Genomic DNA, 15,780 nt, shown 5'->3' on the forward strand with positions numbered 1-15,780 from the left:
ACCGTCGAAGAGACGCTGCGCCGCGTCCGAGGCACGAGAGAGCGCAGGCCTCACACCGCCGCCAGCTTCCGGTACAGCGCGTTGTAGCTGCCGGCCGAGATGCTCCAGGAGAACGACCGTCCCATCGCGCTGCGGCGCATGGTGTCGAGCTGGTCGTGCGCCATGAAAGCCTGGAAGGCCCGGCGGACGCCGCCGAGAAAGGATTGGTGCGAGGGTTTTGAGAACAGGAAGCCGGTTTCGCCGTCGGTGATGGTCTCGGCGAGGCCGCCGGTCTGGTGGCCGATCGGCAGCGAGCCGAAGCGCTGGGCGTACATCTGGCTGAGCCCGCACGGCTCGAAGCGCGACGGCATCAACGTGAAATCGCTGCCGGCGAAGATGCGGCGCGCCTGGGCGTCGTTGAAGCCGATCACGACCCCGATCGCGTCGGGCCGCCGGCGATGGGCGTCGATCAATGCCTGCTCGAGCGCCGGCTCGCCGGAGCCGGTGACCACGATCTGCCCGCCGGCATCGACGATCTCGTCGGCCGCCGCCAGCACAAGGTCGATGCCCTTCTGGTGCACGAGCCTCGCGACGATGCCGAACATAGGCCCGCGCGACACCGCGAGCCCGAACTGCTTGCGCACGTAATCCGCATTGGCTTTCTTGCCGACCCAGTCGCCGGCGCCGAACTGCTGGGCGAGCTGCGCGCAGGAGCGCGGGTCCCAGCTCTCGTCGATGCCGTTGAGGATGCCCGTGAGCTCGGACGCGTCGGAGCGCAGCCGCAGCAGGCCTTCCAGGCCGCAGCCGAATTCGTCCGTGGTAATTTCCCGGGCGTAGGTGCCGCTGACGGTGGTGAGGTGCGAAGCATAGACCAGTCCCGCCTTGAGGAAGGAGAGCTGGTCGTAGAACTCGACGCCGTCGATATGGAAGGAGCTTTCGGGGACGCCGATTCGCCGCAGCGAGTCTTTGGGGAAAAGCCCCTGATAGGCGAGGTTGTGGATGGTCAGGATCGACGGCAGCTTGGCGCCGCGCCAGGCCAGGTAGGCTGGCACGAGCGAGGCCTGCCAGTCATTGGCATGGATCAGGTCTGCTGCCCAATTCTTGTCCAGCTTGCCCATGGCAAGCTCAGCGGCGGCCGAGGCCAAGCGCGCGAAGCGGATGTCGTTGTCCGGCCAGTCGCGCCCGGACTCGTCACCGTAGGGATTGCCGGGCCGGTCGTAGAGTTGTGAGCACAACAGCACATAGACAGGAAGGCCGTCCTTGGTCGCGGCCCGGCCGAGCGAGCAGGCCGGCATCTCCGCGAATGCCGGACAGCGGCCAACGATCTGAATATGCGTGAGTTGTTCGATGATGTCGCGATAGCCGGGCAACATGACCCGGATATCGGCGAAGGGACGCAGCGCTCTTGGAAGAGCCGCGGAAACGGCTCCAAGTCCGCCGACGCGGACGAAGTCGTCCATCTCTGTCGTAACGAACAAGACCCTCAAGAACAGCTGCCCTCATCCGATCCCGTTGCTGCTATGCAAGAACGGGTCCAGTTGCCCTGGAATTCCCAGGCCCGCCCGCGCGGCGCATCGGTTCGGTAAAGACTTTCCTACTCAGCCGTCGCCCTCTAGGGTCGGCGCACCAACAACAGAGAACTTCGATAGTTCCTAAGTGACCCGAGGACGCGAGCAGGCATGCGGCTATCAGAGAAGCATGAGGGGACGACGACAAAGGCCTTCGCCGGCCTCAGGGTCCTGGATTTTTCGACCACCATCGCCGGTCCCCATTGTGCACGGATGCTCGCCGACATGGGCGCCGAGGTCATCAAGATCGAGACTGACGGCGGCGAGACGATGCGGACCCGCCCGCCGCTGCGCAAGGGCTGCAGCACCGTGTTCGGTCAGCTCAATGTCGGCAAGAAGAGCGTTGTGCTGGACCTCAAGTCCGAGGACGGCAAGGAGGCGGTGCGCCGGCTGGCCGCGACGGCCGACATCCTGGTCGAGAACTTTCGTCCCGGCGTGATGCACCGGCTGCGGCTCGACTATGACAGAATACGCGCCGTCAATCCGAAGCTGATCTACTGCTCGATCTCCGGCTACGGCCAGAGCGGCCCGTCGGCCGAGCTGCCGGCCTACGCACCGGTGATCCATGCGGCCTCCGGCTACGACATGGCCCATCTCGCCTACCAGCCCGGCCGCAGCCGCCCGGATTATTGCGGCATCTACCACGCCGACGTCGTCACCGGCACCTACGGTTTTGGCGCGATTGCGTCGGCGCTCTACCAGCGCACGGTAACTGGGCTCGGCCAGCACATCGACGTCTCCATGCTGGAATCGATGCTGACGCTGACAGTGATCGAGTTGCAGAACTCGCAGTTCGCCGTGAAGCCGCCGCCGCGCCCGATGTTCGGGCCGACCGAGACGGCGAGCGCGTATGTCATGATCACGGTTGCCAGCGAGAAGACGTTTCAGGGGCTGATGGGGGTGATCGGCCGCCCCGAATGGATTTCCGATCCGCGCTTCGCCACCTACGCCGCGCGTCGCGACAATTGGGCCGACTTGATGGACGGTGTCGAGGCCTGGTCGCGGCAGCTCTCGACCGATGTCTGTCTTGTCGCGCTAGGTGCGGCCGGCGTGCCGGCCTCGGCCTACCGCACCGTGTCCGAAGCACTGGCCGATCCGCAGATCGCGCATCGTGAGGCGCTCTCGTCGGTGGAGGACGAAGGTGGCTCGTTCCAGGTCCTCAATCTGCCGTTCCGGATGACCGGTGCCGACACGACACCGGGCAAGACAATGGCCGTGCTTGGCGAGCACACGGACCGGCTGCGGGCGGAGATCGGGCTCACCGACAGTGGACCAATTCCGTCAGGCAAAACAGCCGCGCAAGTCTGACGGCAAGTCTGACGGCAAAGCCGACGGCAAGTCTGACGGATAGCATCGTGCGGCAAGCAATGCGGCGTTGCGCGTGGTCGGCTTGCCATCATCCGCCAGCCTAAACTAGACAGGTCCGAGTTTGTCTCGTCCTGCCGCCCATGCCATGGTGGCGACGACAAGAAAAGTATCCGGGAGGACGCCGATGAAGAGTTTCAAGGTTGCCGATTTCAAGGCGCCGCTGCAGGAGTTCGACGAGGCGACGCCGCAGCCGTCCGGCACGCAGGTTCTGATCAAGGTGAAGGCCGCCGGCGTCTGCCATAGCGACCTCCACATCTGGGAAGGCGGCTACGATCTCGGCCACGGCCGCAAGCCGCTGTCGCTGAAGGATCGCGGCATCAATTTGCCGCTGACCATGGGGCACGAGACGGTCGGTGAAATCCTCGCCTTCGGTCCGGACGTGAAGCCAACCGACCAGGGCGATCTCAAGCTTGGCGACGTCGGCCTGGTCTATCCCTGGATCGGCTGCGGCAAATGCGCCACGTGCCTCGGCGGTGACGAGAACATGTGCCTGACGCCGCGCTCGCTCGGCGTTTATTGCGACGGTGGTTATTCCGATCACATGCTGGTGCCGCATCCACGCTATTTGCTCAATCTCAGAGGGCTCGATCCCGCGTCGGCTGCACCCTATGCCTGCTCGGGTGTCACGACCTACAGCGCGCTGAAGAAGATCGAGCAGCACTTCGAAACGCCGATCGTGATGTTCGGTGCAGGCGGGCTTGGCCTGATGGCGCTGTCGCTCTTGAAGGCCATGGGCGGCAAGGGCGCGATCATGGTGGACATCGATGCGAAGAAACGCGAAGCCGCGGAGAAGGCCGGCGCGCTCGCGACCGTCGATCCCAAGGCGCCGGACGCGCTGGAGCAGCTTGCCAAGAAGGCGGGTGGCCCGATCCGCGCCGTGCTCGATCTTGTCGGCAACGCCGCCACCACACAGCTGGGCTTCGACTGCCTGACCAAGGGTGGCAAGCTCGTCATCGTCGGCCTGTTCGGCGGCGGCGCGACCTGGGCGCTGCCGCTGATTCCGATCAAGGCGGTGACGATCCAGGGCAGTTATGTCGGAAACCTGCGCGAGACGCAGGAGCTGCTCGACCTGGTGCGAACGAAGAACGTAGCGCCGATCCCGGTGACGCGGCAGCCGCTCAACAAAGCCAACGACGCGCTGGTGCAGTTGCAGCAGGGCGCGGTCGTCGGGCGCACGGTGCTGACGCCGTAATCGCGACTCTCTCCGTCGTCATTGCGAGCGAAGCGAAGCAATCCAGACTGCGTCCTCGGATGCATTTCTGGATTGCTTCGTCGCAAAAGCTCCTCGCAATGACGAGCCTCTCTCTCTCCTTCATTCGGAAATCCGATGTCCGCAAACAACGCCTTCCACATTGCCGTGCTCGCCGGTGACGGCATCGGTCCCGAAGTGATGGCGCCGGCCATCGAAGTCCTGCGCAAGATCGAGACGAAATCCGGCTTGAGCTTCCGCTTCACCGAAGCGCCGGCGGGCGCCAATCATTACCTCGCCACCGGCAAGTCGATGCCCGACACCACGATCAAGCTGTGCGAGGAGGCGGACGCGATCCTGCTTGGGGCCTGCGGCCTGCCGTCGGTGCGCTATCCCGACAACACCGAGATCGCGCCGCAGATCGAGCTGCGCTTCATCTTCGATCTCTATGCCGGCGTGCGTCCGGCGCGGCTCATTCCGGGCGTGCCGAGCCCGATCGTTGGTGCCGACCAGCGCGGCATCGATCTCGTCGTGATCAGGGAGTCCACCGAAGGCCTGTTCGCCTCGATGGGCAAGGGCGTCGTCACCCATGAAGACGCGCGCGAGACCATGGTGATCACGCGCAGGACGTCCGAGCGCCTGTTCGAGTTCTCGTTTCGCCTCGCAGAGCGGCGCAAGGCGCGCGGCAAGCCCGGGGTGCTGACCTGCGTCGACAAGGCGAACGTGTTCAAGGCCTTTGCCTTCTTCCGCGGCATTTTCGACGAGATCGAGAAGCGTCATCCGGAGGTGAAGACCGATAGGCTCTATGTCGATGCCTGCTCGGCGATGCTGGTGAAGCGCCCCTGGGATTTCGACGTGATGGTGATGGAGAACATGTTCGGCGACATCGTCTCCGACATCACCGCGAGCCTGATCGGTGGCCTCGGCATGGCGCCGTCGGCCGACATCGGCGACAAATATGCCGTGTTCCAGCCCTGCCACGGCACTGCGCCTGATATCATGGGGCAGGGCAAGGCCAATCCCACCGGCATGATCCTGTCGGCCGCGATGATGCTGGACTGGCTCGCCGACAAGCACGGCGTCGAGGGCGCGGCGGAAGCCGGTGAGAAAATCGAGCGTGCGGTGGACAAGGTCTATGCCGACGGCATCAAGCCGATGGAATTTGGTGGCCGCAACGGCACCGCCGACATCACGAAGGCGGTGCTCGCGGCGCTGTAGGCTCGCGCCGATTTCGATAGCCAGTTCAAGCGCCGCGAATTGCCCTTGCAGTCCACGTCCGCTCCCGCATGACGCTGCAAATCTGGAACTTGAATTCGCTGAAGAAGGCTTCGACCCCACGCCGCTTTGCCTTGCCGTGCTCGGGATCAATCCGCCATTGATGAAGCGCTTCCTCGGTCTCGAACTCGACGATCGTCACTCGCTCTCCATCGTCCGCAACGAAGCCCTTGTGTGAGATGTAACCCGGTATTGTTCGCGCGAGTTCGCTCATGCGTTTTGCCATCGGCCCATACTCATCCTGCGCGCCGGGATTCATTCGAGTGCGAAATACAGTGACGATCATCAGATAGGCTCCTGTGTGGGACGAGCTCGGTTCACGGCCTTTGCGGCGGCAGTCGCCCTAGTCGGCAGTGCCGTCAATGATAATGAAATCGGCGTCCGCATACTTTTGGCGAATGATCCGCGCGCTCTGATATTCCGGACTTGCGTAGCAGGCAGCAGCCGTGGAGCGATCCTTGAATTCGACCACGACGTTCCGCTGGCGGGCCTCTCCCTCCATTTTTTCGAACGCTCCGCCACGCACGATGAATTTTGTGCCGAATTTCTTGAACGCCAGATTAGCCGCAGCAAGGTACTCGGGGTAGTTTTTCTCATCGCGAACCGAGACGCGTACAATCCAATAAGCCTTCGGCACGTCATTCTCCGTTGTTGTTTCCCTGATGGCAGAAGCCATCGTCCGTGCCGTGATCTTTACCTGAGGCGCGTAATCACATATAATGAATAATTATGATCTAATTGATCACACTGAGAGATGTATGGATCTGTCGGATCTGCGGATATTCATCGCTGTCGTGCGCGAAGGCAGCGTGACCCGCGCGGCCGAGCGGTTGCATCGCGTTCAGTCCAATGTGACGACCCGTATCCGGCAGTTGGAAGAGGATCTCGGCGTCGCCCTCTTTATTCGAGAGGGTAAACGCCTTCATCTGGCGCCCCCGGGGCAGGTGCTGCTTGGCTACGCCAATCGCTTGCTCGCGCTTGCGGATGAAACACGCTATGCCCTGCAAGACGCAAAACCCCGCGGTACGTTCCGCCTCGGCGCGATGGAAAGCACGGCCGCTGTCAGGCTGCCGGGACTGCTCAGCGAATACCACCGGCGGCATCCGGGGGTCGTTCTGGAGCTTCGCACCGGCAATCCGGAGGTTCTCGCGAGCGCCATTCTCGCCGGCGATCTCGATGCAGCGCTTGTTGCCGAACCTATCGCCGATGAGCCCTTTGAGAAGGTGCTCGCCTTCGAGGAGGAGTTGGTGATTATTGCGGCTGCCAATCATCCGCCGATCGTCAAGAAAGGCAGCAACCTGCCACGTACCATCATCGTCTTCGAACACGGATGCCCGCATCGCAAGCGGCTTGAAGACTGGTACGCAAGGCGAAACGAAATGCCGGTGCGCATGATCGAGCTGGCGTCGTATCACGCAATGCTGGGCTGTGTCGTTGCGGGCATGGGCGTCGCGCTGATCCCCAAAAGCGTTCTGACCACTTTTCCGGACAGAAGGCTGTTGAGCGTCCACCCGTTGGGACGAACGGAGAATCGGGCGTGGACTGTGCTCATCTGGCGCAGGGAAGCGGGCTCCGCGAACATTCAGGCCTTGAAGGAGATGTTGCAGAGCTCCCGGTTGGCGGGTCACCGGCAAGTGCGGACCGCTCGGGCTGTGTGAGGCGCTACTTCCCCGAAAACTGCGGCTTGCGCTTCTCCATGAAGGCCTGCCGGCCCTCGCGGAAATCGGCACTGTCCATGCAGGCATTGCCGATCGCCTTGATCGCGTCCATGTCGCGGCCGCTTTCATCCTTCAGCACTTGCGAGATGGTAAGCTTGGCCGCCTTGATCGCGAGCGGGGCGTTCTCGGAGATCGTCTGCGCGATTGTCATCGTCTCACCCCAGAGCTCATCGATGGGGAACACGCGCTCGACCAACCCGATGCGCAGCGCCTCAGTGGAATCGATGCGCATGCCCGTGTACATCAGGAGCCGCGCCCAGGACGGTCCGACCAGCGACACCAGGTGTTTCAATCCATCATAGCCGTAGGCGATGCCGAGTTTCGCCGCGGGAATGCCGAACTGGCTGCCATGGGAGGCGATGCGGATGTCGGCGAGCATCGCGACCTGCATGCCGCCGCCGAGGCAAAAGCCCTCGATGCAGGCAATCGTCGGCTTGGGATAGTCGGCGAGCAGCGCGCGCTGGGCGGCGCTGCGTTTTGCATATTCCTCGGACGCGGCGGCGTTATGGCGTGTCTTCTCGAACTGGCTGATATCGGCGCCCGATACGAACGCCTTGCCGCCGGCGCCGCGCAGGATCACGATGCGTACGGCAGCGTCGTCGCGCAGGCTCGCCAGCGCCTCGCCAAATCCCTCCCACATCTCCAGCGACATCGCGTTGCGCTTGTCGGGATTGTTGAAGGTAATCACGCCGACGCCACTGGCTGTGTGCTTGAGGATCTTGCCGCTGGCGTAAGGTGTTTCGGTCGTGCTGGAAATATCAGGCATCGCGTGCTCGCTTGTCGTAGGCCGGGCGCAATGTGCGGCCGGGGCAGGGCCCGGGTCAACCGCGGCAGGGGATGCGGCTTTGCATCCGCCTGTCCCGCGATTGCATGGCGTTATTTATTGAGCATGATCTTTTCGGAGAACCGCTGCGCGCTTTTCGGGGGCATGCCCCTAGCGCACCATGTGCGCGGTGAGCGGATGGCTGCCGGCATTGCTGAAGAACGCCGCCTCTTCGGCGATCGCCTCCAGGAGCTGCTCGTCCTGGTTATAGACGTCGTTGCGGAAGTGCCGTTCTGCTGGCGCACGGTGAAATTCGGCGTGTGCGTGCCCGACCGGTCGACCGGATGCGGATTGATCGGATTGTCGTGGGCGTCGAGCACCTCCATGTGCATGCCCGACGAATAGGTCGTGCTGATTCGAGAAATCGGCGGCAGGCTAGCGCCTCCCGGTTGCGGCCCCTTAAGCACGGCGCATCGCGAGCCCCGCGTGTCGGACGCGCGGTCTCTGGATTGGGTCGCGACAGGTCGGAATGGATTCGCGATAACCGCGGGCGGGGGCGACACAAACGTCAACAAAAAGGGGCGGTCATGCCGCCCCGAAAAAGACCGCGCACGAGCGCGCCGGGTCTCGTCCAATCCGGCCGCGCCCCCGTGACGCGGCGGATTGAACATCGGCCGGAAAGGCGCGAACGCCGATCGGCTCAGGCTTCGTTCGCTGCGATCGATTCCATCAGCGAGACAAGCTGACGCTGCACCGTCTGGTCCTTGATCTTGCTGTAGGCGCGCAGCAGGCGGAGGCTGAAGGCCGAGTCCAGGAACAGCAGGCTCTCGACTTCGCGCGCCTTGTTGTCGCCGTCGTAGAAGAAGGTCACGGGCACGTCGAGGGAGGTGGCGATCTGCTGAAGCCGAGCCGCGCCGACGCGATTGACGCCCTTCTCGTATTTTTGGACCTGCTGGAAGCTCACGCCGAGCTTGTCGCCGAGCTCAGCCTGCGAGATCTTCATCTCGACGCGCCGCAGACGGATCCGTTTGCCCAGCTCAATGTCCGGCTTGCCGGCACTGCGCTGCTTCATTCTCTTCGCCGCTGTCTTCATCTTTTTTCTCATCGGTCTTCGGTTGAAAACCCCCCGAAGAGCTGGGTCAGGGGTTCGCCCATATACTCGTCCTTGAATTCATGCGGGTGCACGAACTCTTCCTTAAACCACGGGAAACGCGCCGGATTGAAGGCTTCGATCAGCCAGTCAATCATGTGCCGCACTCTCGGTATCCGACCGCTACCGGGATGGTAGGACAACCAGATATCCAGCGGTCTGTTCAGCTCGACCTCCAGTGGAATCAACTTCCCGCCAAGCGCAATGGCGTAGCTCGGAAACACGCCGATTCCGGCGCCATTCGCGACCGCCCAGTAGTTGGCGCTTGAGACGTTGGTCTTCATGACCAGAAGGTCACGTTCCGGAACGCCGGGGAAGAAGCTCTCGAAAGTTTCCTTGGCGGCAAGCTGGTCGGCGAATTGCAGCACCAGGCGGTGCTTGATCAACTCCATCGCCGAGCGCGGCGCGCCATGTTTTGCAATGTATTTCTCGGAGGCCCAGAACATCAGATGCATGCGCCCGAGCCGCACCATCTTGACGTCGAGCGCCGAAGGTCGCGACAGGTGGATGGCGACGTCGGCCTCGTGGCGGGAGACGTCGGCCGAGCGCATCGCGCAATGCAGATCGACCAGGATCTTCGGATAGGCCTGCTGGAATTCGACCAGCCGCGGCGCGAGCCAGAACGTGCCGAGTCCCTCGGTCACGGCGACGCGGACCTCGCCGGACAGGGCATTCGCCGTCGAATCGCTGGTGCGCAGCACGTCGAACGCAGCCGCCTCCATCCGCTCGACGGCAGAGACCACCAGCGCGCCTTCGTCGGTCAGATGAGTGCCGTGGACGTCGCGGGTGAACAGGGTGGTGCCGGTCTGGCGTTCGAAATCATCGATCCGGCGGCGGACGGCGTTGATCGACAGCGACAGGCGCTCGGCCGCCGAGCGGAAACTTCCGCATCGTACGACTTCCAGGAAAATGCGCGCCGCATCCCAGTCCGAGAGGCCGCTGATGTTTATCTTTGGGCGTTCCTCCAGTGGAACGCCCCTTTCCGCCAAGGAGTGCATACAAGTCCCTTCAGGTCGCTAAACTGGCAGAATATGGGGCAAACCACAACCACGGCGGGTTGGGGAACGACGAGTTTTGAACGTCATCCTTACTGTGTCGCGGGTGGTATTTGAGTGCTGCCAAGGGGCAGCGAACAAGGGCCGGGAATCGGGCGGACTATCGCCCGTATGAGGGGTGTGACGTGAGTTCCGTTGCGAGCCGCGACATGGCTGCGGGATTGTCGGCGTTGTCCGCAATGGATGTCCTTGCGCGAGAGCCGATGCCGCCTTCTGCGATGGATCAATCGCAGCACGCCAGGCGTTTTAAGCCTGAGCATTTTGACGACAGCCGACACACCGGCGCGATGTTCGCCGGAACCGCGGTTTCAACGCCAAAACACACTGAAATCCTATTCGGAGGCGCAATGGCCTCGTGTTATCGTCGGTACTCCATGGGGGCCGCGGGAATCGTCGTCATTACGTCTCACGGGCCGAATTAACGGAAAGAACGCCGGTGTCGCCATTCAGACGAACAGTTGCAGTCGGTGCTGGAAACACTCGAAGCGTGCCGCAGGGTGCTCAACGAGAGCAACAACCGTGAGTCAGCCGAGCTGCTGTCCATTGTCATTCTGGACGTGCGGATGAAACTCAAAGGAATTGACAGCGCCGATCTCAAGGCGCTGTGCGACGAAATGCTGCGGAGCGCTGCAGGCGAACCGCTGCCCCCTTCCAAGCAGACGCAGGACCAGCCCCGGCGTCCGCTGCTCCGCGTGGTGAAGTAGCCGCGCCGCCGAATCTCGCTTTTTGGCGAGATTTGTGCGTGTCCCGATGCCGCATCTGTGATTGCAGACGGCATCGGGAGGAGCCCTGGTTTTGTGCGCCTCTGTTGCGCATTCGCTGGCATCGGCTACACCAGAGCCGGTTCGGCTCCGGGCCGCGCGCATTCCCCGCGCGCCGCGCCGGCGCCTGAGATGGCTCCGACTGCACCATGCAAAATGTTTCGATCCCGGCGGCGCTGATTGCCGGCCTCGTCAGCTTCCTATCCCCTTGCGTCCTGCCGCTGGTTCCGCCCTATCTGATCTATCTGACGGGCGCCACGATCGAGCACGTCGAGAGCGACGAGCCGGCATCGGCCTCCAAGCGCGCGATCATGATGGCGGCGCTGCTTTTCGTGCTCGGTTTCTCGACGGTGTTCGTGGCGCTCGGCGCCAGTGCCTCGCTGATCGGGGGCCTGATCCGCGCCTGGTCGGCCGAGCTCTCGATCCTGGCCGGCATCGTCATCATCGTCATGGGCCTGCACTTCCTGGGCCTGACGCGCATCGGCCTGTTGATGCGCGAGGGACGCTTGACTGCGCCCAAGCCCGTCGGCCTCTGGGGCGCCTATGTGATGGGGCTCGCCTTCGCATTCGGCTGGACGCCCTGCATCGGCCCGATCCTCGCTGCGATCCTCTCTGTCGCCGCGGCGGAAGCGACGGTGACCAAGGGCGCGGGCCTGCTCGCGGTCTATTCGGCCGGCCTCGGCATTCCCTTCCTGATCGCCGCGTTGATGATCGAGCAGTTCTCAAAACTGTTCGCGCGCATGAAGGGCCAGCTCGCCAATGTCGAGCGCGCCATGGGCGTCTTGATGGTGATCACCGGCATCGGCTTTCTCACCGGCACAGTCTCGAATGTCAGCATCTGGCTGCTGGAGACATTTCCGGCTCTGCAGACGATCGGGTAGATCGAGCGTGTTCATCGCGGTGGCTTCCGGAATAAAGCAAAAGCCGCGTGGCTTGTTCGCATCCTGATGCATCGAAAAGGCTTGTGGCGATGTCGCTCCGATCGTGGGAGTGAGATCACATCGGCGTAACGGGCGAGATGTCCATAGGTTGACACCGACGATGTCCGTGCACTGAACTTGACCTTGTCGAACCGTCCCGCACGGCCGGCCCATCTTTGGCTCCGCATAGGATGCAAAAAGAGCCCCGCCAGAGGCAGGGCTCTTGGGTGTCTTGCCGGCCGGTTTATTTCTGAGACGGCTGGCCCGACGTCGAAGGCGACGGCGCATTGTTCTGGTTGGTTTGCCCAGACTGCGTATTCTGGTTGGTGCTGGGCTGATTGGTGGACTGATTGTTGCTCTGGGCCGGAGCCTGGCCGGTCGTCTCGCCCGAAGGCTGTCGTGTGCCAGCCTGGCCCGATGTCGTCGATTGGTTCTGCTGAGCCTGGCCGGTTGTGGATGGCTGGTTCTGCGGAGCCTGTCCCGTGGTCTGGTTTTGCTGCGCCGGCGCGTTGGTCTGGTTGTTGCTTTGCCCGGTCGTGTTCTGAGGCGTCGACTGGCCAGTCTGCCCCTGACCCACCGACGTCGATTGGCCCTGCGTGGCGCTGATCTTGTTCGACACGCCAAGCGCAGCGACCGTGCGGGAATCGATCGAGCCAGTGGTCTGGAAACCTTCCTGTCTCTGGAAAGTCATTAGTGCGCTACGCGTATCGGATCCCAGGATGCCGTCTGCTTTGCCAGACAACAGGCCACGTTCGATCAGAACCTGCTGAACAACGCGGATCTCGTCGGGGCTGAGATCCAGCGCAGCAACGCTGCCACCGCCACCGGTCGACCTGCCATGCTGCGCATAGTGCGTCCGCGGGCCGGCGGGAATAACGTCAACAATCCTGCGGCCACGGTCGGTGACGACGATCTCGTCGTTCACGACGAAGAAGCTGTCGTCGCGATAGTCCGGATAGACGTCGATCAGCGCGGGGTAATCCGAGATCGAGACCACGGAGATGTTGCGTGGTACGACCACGCCGGCATTGACCCGGAAATTGATGGAATTTTCGTTGACCCGCACGCGTTCCACATTGCGTGAGCTCAGCACCGACTGCTGCAGCCTTGTTTGCTGCTGTGCGTTCAGCTGCACGCGGCCGGACATGCTCTGGGTGTTCCCGGCGTCGGGCTGCGCCTGAGCGTTGGCCTGTCCTTGCGTGTTGGCGCCGGTCGTCGTGCCCTGACCCTGCTGTGCACTCCGGCCTTGGGCGTTGCTGTTGGCGCCTGTGGTTGTGGTGCCCTGATCCTGTTCGTTCTTGCCTTGGGCGCTGCTCTTGGTGTTCGCGCCGGTGGTTGTCGTGTTCTGACCCTGCGCATTCTTGCCTTGGGCATTGTCCTTGGTATTTGCGCCTGTGGTCGTGCTCTTGTTGCGTTCCGCGCCTTGTGACTGGCGCGTGCTATCGCGCTCGCTACGGCTCTGTCCGACGGTCTGGTCCTTCAGTCCGCTCTTGTCGTTAGCGGACTTCGACTGACGCGCATTTTCACCATCGCTACCGCTCTGACCGACCGTCTGGTCCCTGCCATGCTTCTCGTATTTGGATTGGGCCGCACGTGCTTTGTCGCGGTCGCCGCCTTGACCGACCGTCTGCCGCTCGCTGTTGCCGGCCTTTTCCGCGGCTCGGCTGCTATCGCGCGCCGCGGAAGGACCCTCGGTCCGACCGCCTGCGCGGTTCTGCGTCATTCCTTCGCCATGGGATGCGCCACCTGCGCCCTGCGACATCGAACCGGCGGACCGGCCGTGTTCCGCAGCACCTTCGCTGGCTGCGCCACCGGCGCTCGTTCCGCTTCCGCCTCCGCCAGCGCTCATTCCGCCGCCGGCACCTTCGCGTATGCCTTGCGCCGACGCCAGGCTGACGCCGGCGAACAGCACTGCTGTTGTCAGCAGGAGCTTGTTCTTCCTCGTGTTCATCTGAACCTCCTTGGTTTGCTTCGTCGCATTTCCCGACGCATGTACATTCGAACGCCAGCTGGACGATCCGTCGCGATCGCGCGCGTTGGACCCTTCAGATCGAGCGGAAGGCGTCGACCTCCGGTCTCGATGGCCCGGCGCTCCACGCTGGCCTTGCTGCGGCCCTCACGTCACCAGTGATGATACCAGCGATGGTGATAGAAGTGCCGCCGTGGGAACGGTCCGCCATAGTACGCATAGGCTGGGCGCACGACTCGGCGATACCGGTAGCCGTAATAGGCCGGAGCGTACCCGCTTCCGTAGTAGGTCGTGGTGTAGCCGCCCCAGCGATATGGTGCGTAGCCGCCGTAATATGCCGGTGCGTAGCCACCATAATAGCCAGGGTATCCGTAGTAGCCATAGCCAGGGCCATAGGCGTAGGCGGACGAGGCGAGGCCACCGAACACGGCACCTGCGATCAATCCGCCCGCCAGCGCCGGACCGAAACCGCCGCCCCAGCGGGCTTCCGCCGGCGTCGGCGCTGCTACGGCGCTCGCGCCGAGGGCGCCGACGGTTGCCAGAACAAGCGCAGTCTTTGTCATCTGCGTGGGCTCCTTCGTTAGTGTTTCGATGTCGGCCCAACATCAACGAAAGGCAAAAGTTGCAAGCGCGAGCCCGCGAGCGACAGGAATCATGAAGATAAACGAGCGTTCATCTCGATGAACCTGCGCGCGCCGATGACGGCCGCCTCATGACTGGTCGCGCTGATCGAAGATCAATACCCCCGCTCTGTTCCGCGGCCGCGCGTGGAACGCATCATCCAGCGCGAGTGCTCTCCTCGGGATGCGACGGTTTGGCGCACTCGCGGCCCTCAATGGAACGGCGATGCAGTCGCGGGTCTACTTTGGCGAAAGGGAACGCGTAGTCATGTTCCATTTCCGCATCGAGCGCGGCGATTTCAATACGCGCTTAATTCGCTGCGAAATGCGCAAGCGCCTTGCGATCGATCTCGATCCCAAGGCCCGGGCCGTCCGGGACACGCACGATGCCTTTCTCGTGCTCGATCGGCTCTTTCAAAATCGCCTGCCGGATCGGATGTTCGGTCCGGTCGAATTCGAGCATCGGCTCGAGCGGTGACAGCGAACTCGGCGTGTGCGAGGGCAGCACGGCGAGGAGCTGAAGCGAGGCGGCGATCGCGATGCCGGTGCCCCAGACATGCGGATTGTAGCGGATGCCGAAGGCCTCGCTCATGTCGGCGATCTTCTTGCATTCGGTGAGGCCGCCGGCCGCGCAGGTGTCGGGTTGGGCGATATCGAGCGCATGGGCGGCGAACAGGTCGCGAAAACCGAAGCGCGTGAATTCGCACTCGCCGCCGGCGATCGGAATGGTAAGTGCGGATTTCACCGCGCGATAGCCCGCGACGTCCTCGGGCGGCACCGGCTCCTCGAACCATCCGATATCATAGCGCTCGATCATGCGGCCGAGCCGGATCGCAGCGACCGCGTCATAGGCGTGGTTCGCATCGACCATCAGCGCAACATCGGGACCGATCGCCTCGCGCACCGCGCAGGTGACCGCGGCATCCTCCGCGATCCCGAAGCCGACCTTCAGCTTCACGGCGCGGAATCCCTCGGCGGCATAGCCGGCCGCTTCTTCCGGCAAATATTTGCGCGGATCGCCCGATTTGCACCGGTACAGGCCGGTCGCATAGGCCGGCACCTCCTTGCGCGCGGCGCCGCCGAGAAGCTGGTGCGCGGGCACGCCAAAATGCTTGCCCTTGATGTCCCATAACGCGATATCGATGCCGCTCAACCCCTGAATCACGACCCCCTTTCTGGCCGTGATCGCGCAAGCGAGCGTACACAGTCTGCCATAGCACGTCGGTCCGCAGCGGATCCTCGCCGATCAGCCACGGCGCGACATTCTGAACCACCGCCGCCGTGATCCGTGCCGGGCCGTAGCATTCACCCCAGCCGACAAGTCCGTCATCGGTCTCGATCTCGACCAGCATCGCGGTACGCGTGTCGTACCAGGCGCGCGAGTAAGCGAAGGGCTGCGAGAGCTTTGCCTCGAGAATGTGTGTGCGCACATTGGTGATTTTCAT

15 protein-coding genes and 1 pseudogene are annotated in these 15,780 nt (G+C 63.1%); 7 read left to right on the top strand and 9 right to left on the bottom strand.

Features of this window, described 5'->3' with window-relative positions:
- Positions 1–50: 50 nt before the first annotated feature.
- Positions 51–1,466, bottom strand: coding sequence for a glycogen synthase GlgA (gene glgA / locus ACVWYI_RS13415; RefSeq protein ID WP_256468284.1), 1,416 nt, complete (start codon positions 1,464–1,466; stop codon positions 51–53).
- Between the two features lie 192 nt (positions 1,467–1,658).
- Here glgA and ACVWYI_RS13420 point away from each other — a divergent pair, with 192 nt between their 5' ends.
- The 3 genes from ACVWYI_RS13420 (at position 1,659) to ACVWYI_RS13430 (ending at position 5,322) form a co-directional block, all read left to right on the top strand.
- Complete coding sequence (locus tag ACVWYI_RS13420) at positions 1,659–2,855, top strand: CaiB/BaiF CoA transferase family protein (protein ID WP_247441279.1); 1,197 nt, start codon at positions 1,659–1,661, stop codon at positions 2,853–2,855.
- Positions 2,856–3,039: 184 nt separating this feature from the next.
- Complete coding sequence (locus ACVWYI_RS13425) at positions 3,040–4,107, top strand: alcohol dehydrogenase (RefSeq protein WP_456662291.1); 1,068 nt, start codon at positions 3,040–3,042, stop codon at positions 4,105–4,107.
- A 135-nt stretch (positions 4,108–4,242) separates the two neighbouring features.
- Positions 4,243–5,322, top strand: coding sequence for an isocitrate/isopropylmalate dehydrogenase family protein (locus tag ACVWYI_RS13430; protein ID WP_247441281.1), 1,080 nt, complete (start codon positions 4,243–4,245; stop codon positions 5,320–5,322).
- A gap of 25 nt (positions 5,323–5,347) precedes the next feature.
- Here the strand turns inward: ACVWYI_RS13430 and ACVWYI_RS13435 are convergent, their stop codons facing one another.
- Entirely contained in the window at positions 5,348–5,665 is a 318-nt protein-coding gene (locus ACVWYI_RS13435; RefSeq protein WP_247441283.1) for an antibiotic biosynthesis monooxygenase family protein, read from the bottom strand.
- A 57-nt stretch (positions 5,666–5,722) separates the two neighbouring features.
- Complete coding sequence (locus ACVWYI_RS13440) at positions 5,723–6,055, bottom strand: DUF1330 domain-containing protein (RefSeq protein ID WP_249811110.1); 333 nt, start codon at positions 6,053–6,055, stop codon at positions 5,723–5,725.
- Positions 6,056–6,137: 82 nt separating this feature from the next.
- On the opposite strand from ACVWYI_RS13440, the gene ACVWYI_RS13445 reads away from it, so the two are divergent.
- Positions 6,138–7,037, top strand: coding sequence for a LysR family transcriptional regulator (locus ACVWYI_RS13445; RefSeq protein ID WP_247441285.1), 900 nt, complete (start codon positions 6,138–6,140; stop codon positions 7,035–7,037).
- Between the two features lie 4 nt (positions 7,038–7,041).
- Here the strand turns inward: ACVWYI_RS13445 and ACVWYI_RS13450 are convergent, their stop codons facing one another.
- A complete protein-coding gene (locus tag ACVWYI_RS13450) occupies positions 7,042–7,863 on the bottom strand; it encodes an enoyl-CoA hydratase (protein WP_247441287.1) in 822 nt (273 codons plus the stop codon).
- Positions 7,864–7,986: 123 nt separating this feature from the next.
- On the opposite strand from ACVWYI_RS13450, the gene ACVWYI_RS13455 reads away from it, so the two are divergent.
- A complete protein-coding gene (locus ACVWYI_RS13455) occupies positions 7,987–8,265 on the top strand; it encodes a hypothetical protein (protein WP_456662292.1) in 279 nt (92 codons plus the stop codon).
- 295 nt (positions 8,266–8,560) lie between these two features.
- Here the strand turns inward: ACVWYI_RS13455 and ACVWYI_RS13460 are convergent, their stop codons facing one another.
- Complete coding sequence (locus tag ACVWYI_RS13460) at positions 8,561–8,932, bottom strand: helix-turn-helix domain-containing protein (RefSeq protein ID WP_247317264.1); 372 nt, start codon at positions 8,930–8,932, stop codon at positions 8,561–8,563.
- A gap of 29 nt (positions 8,933–8,961) precedes the next feature.
- Entirely contained in the window at positions 8,962–10,008 is a 1,047-nt protein-coding gene (locus ACVWYI_RS13465) for a LysR family transcriptional regulator (RefSeq protein WP_247342640.1), read from the bottom strand.
- Positions 10,009–10,532: 524 nt separating this feature from the next.
- Here ACVWYI_RS13465 and ACVWYI_RS13470 point away from each other — a divergent pair.
- Together ACVWYI_RS13470 and ACVWYI_RS13475 are read left to right on the top strand one after the other, a co-directional pair.
- Positions 10,533–10,769, top strand: coding sequence for a hypothetical protein (locus ACVWYI_RS13470; RefSeq protein WP_456662293.1), 237 nt, complete (start codon positions 10,533–10,535; stop codon positions 10,767–10,769).
- Between the two features lie 206 nt (positions 10,770–10,975).
- On the top strand, positions 10,976–11,707 hold the full coding sequence (locus tag ACVWYI_RS13475; RefSeq protein WP_247342645.1) for a cytochrome c biogenesis CcdA family protein: 732 nt from the start codon (positions 10,976–10,978) through the stop codon (positions 11,705–11,707).
- A 283-nt stretch (positions 11,708–11,990) separates the two neighbouring features.
- On the opposite strand, the gene ACVWYI_RS13480 is transcribed toward ACVWYI_RS13475, so the two are convergent.
- The 3 genes and pseudogenes from ACVWYI_RS13480 to ACVWYI_RS13490 all read right to left on the bottom strand — a co-directional run bounded on the left by ACVWYI_RS13480 (position 11,991) and on the right by ACVWYI_RS13490 (position 15,780).
- Positions 11,991–13,658 (bottom strand): peptidoglycan-binding protein, encoded by a 1,668-nt coding sequence (locus tag ACVWYI_RS13480; protein ID WP_456662294.1) that lies wholly within the window; start codon positions 13,656–13,658, stop codon positions 11,991–11,993.
- A 209-nt stretch (positions 13,659–13,867) separates the two neighbouring features.
- Positions 13,868–14,278, bottom strand: a complete 411-nt coding sequence (locus ACVWYI_RS13485; protein ID WP_354053145.1) for a hypothetical protein — start codon at positions 14,276–14,278, stop codon at positions 13,868–13,870.
- Positions 14,279–14,645: 367 nt separating this feature from the next.
- Positions 14,646–15,780, bottom strand: a pseudogene (locus ACVWYI_RS13490) (mandelate racemase/muconate lactonizing enzyme family protein).

The sequence above is a fragment of the Bradyrhizobium sp. LB13.1 genome, assembly GCF_054056815.1.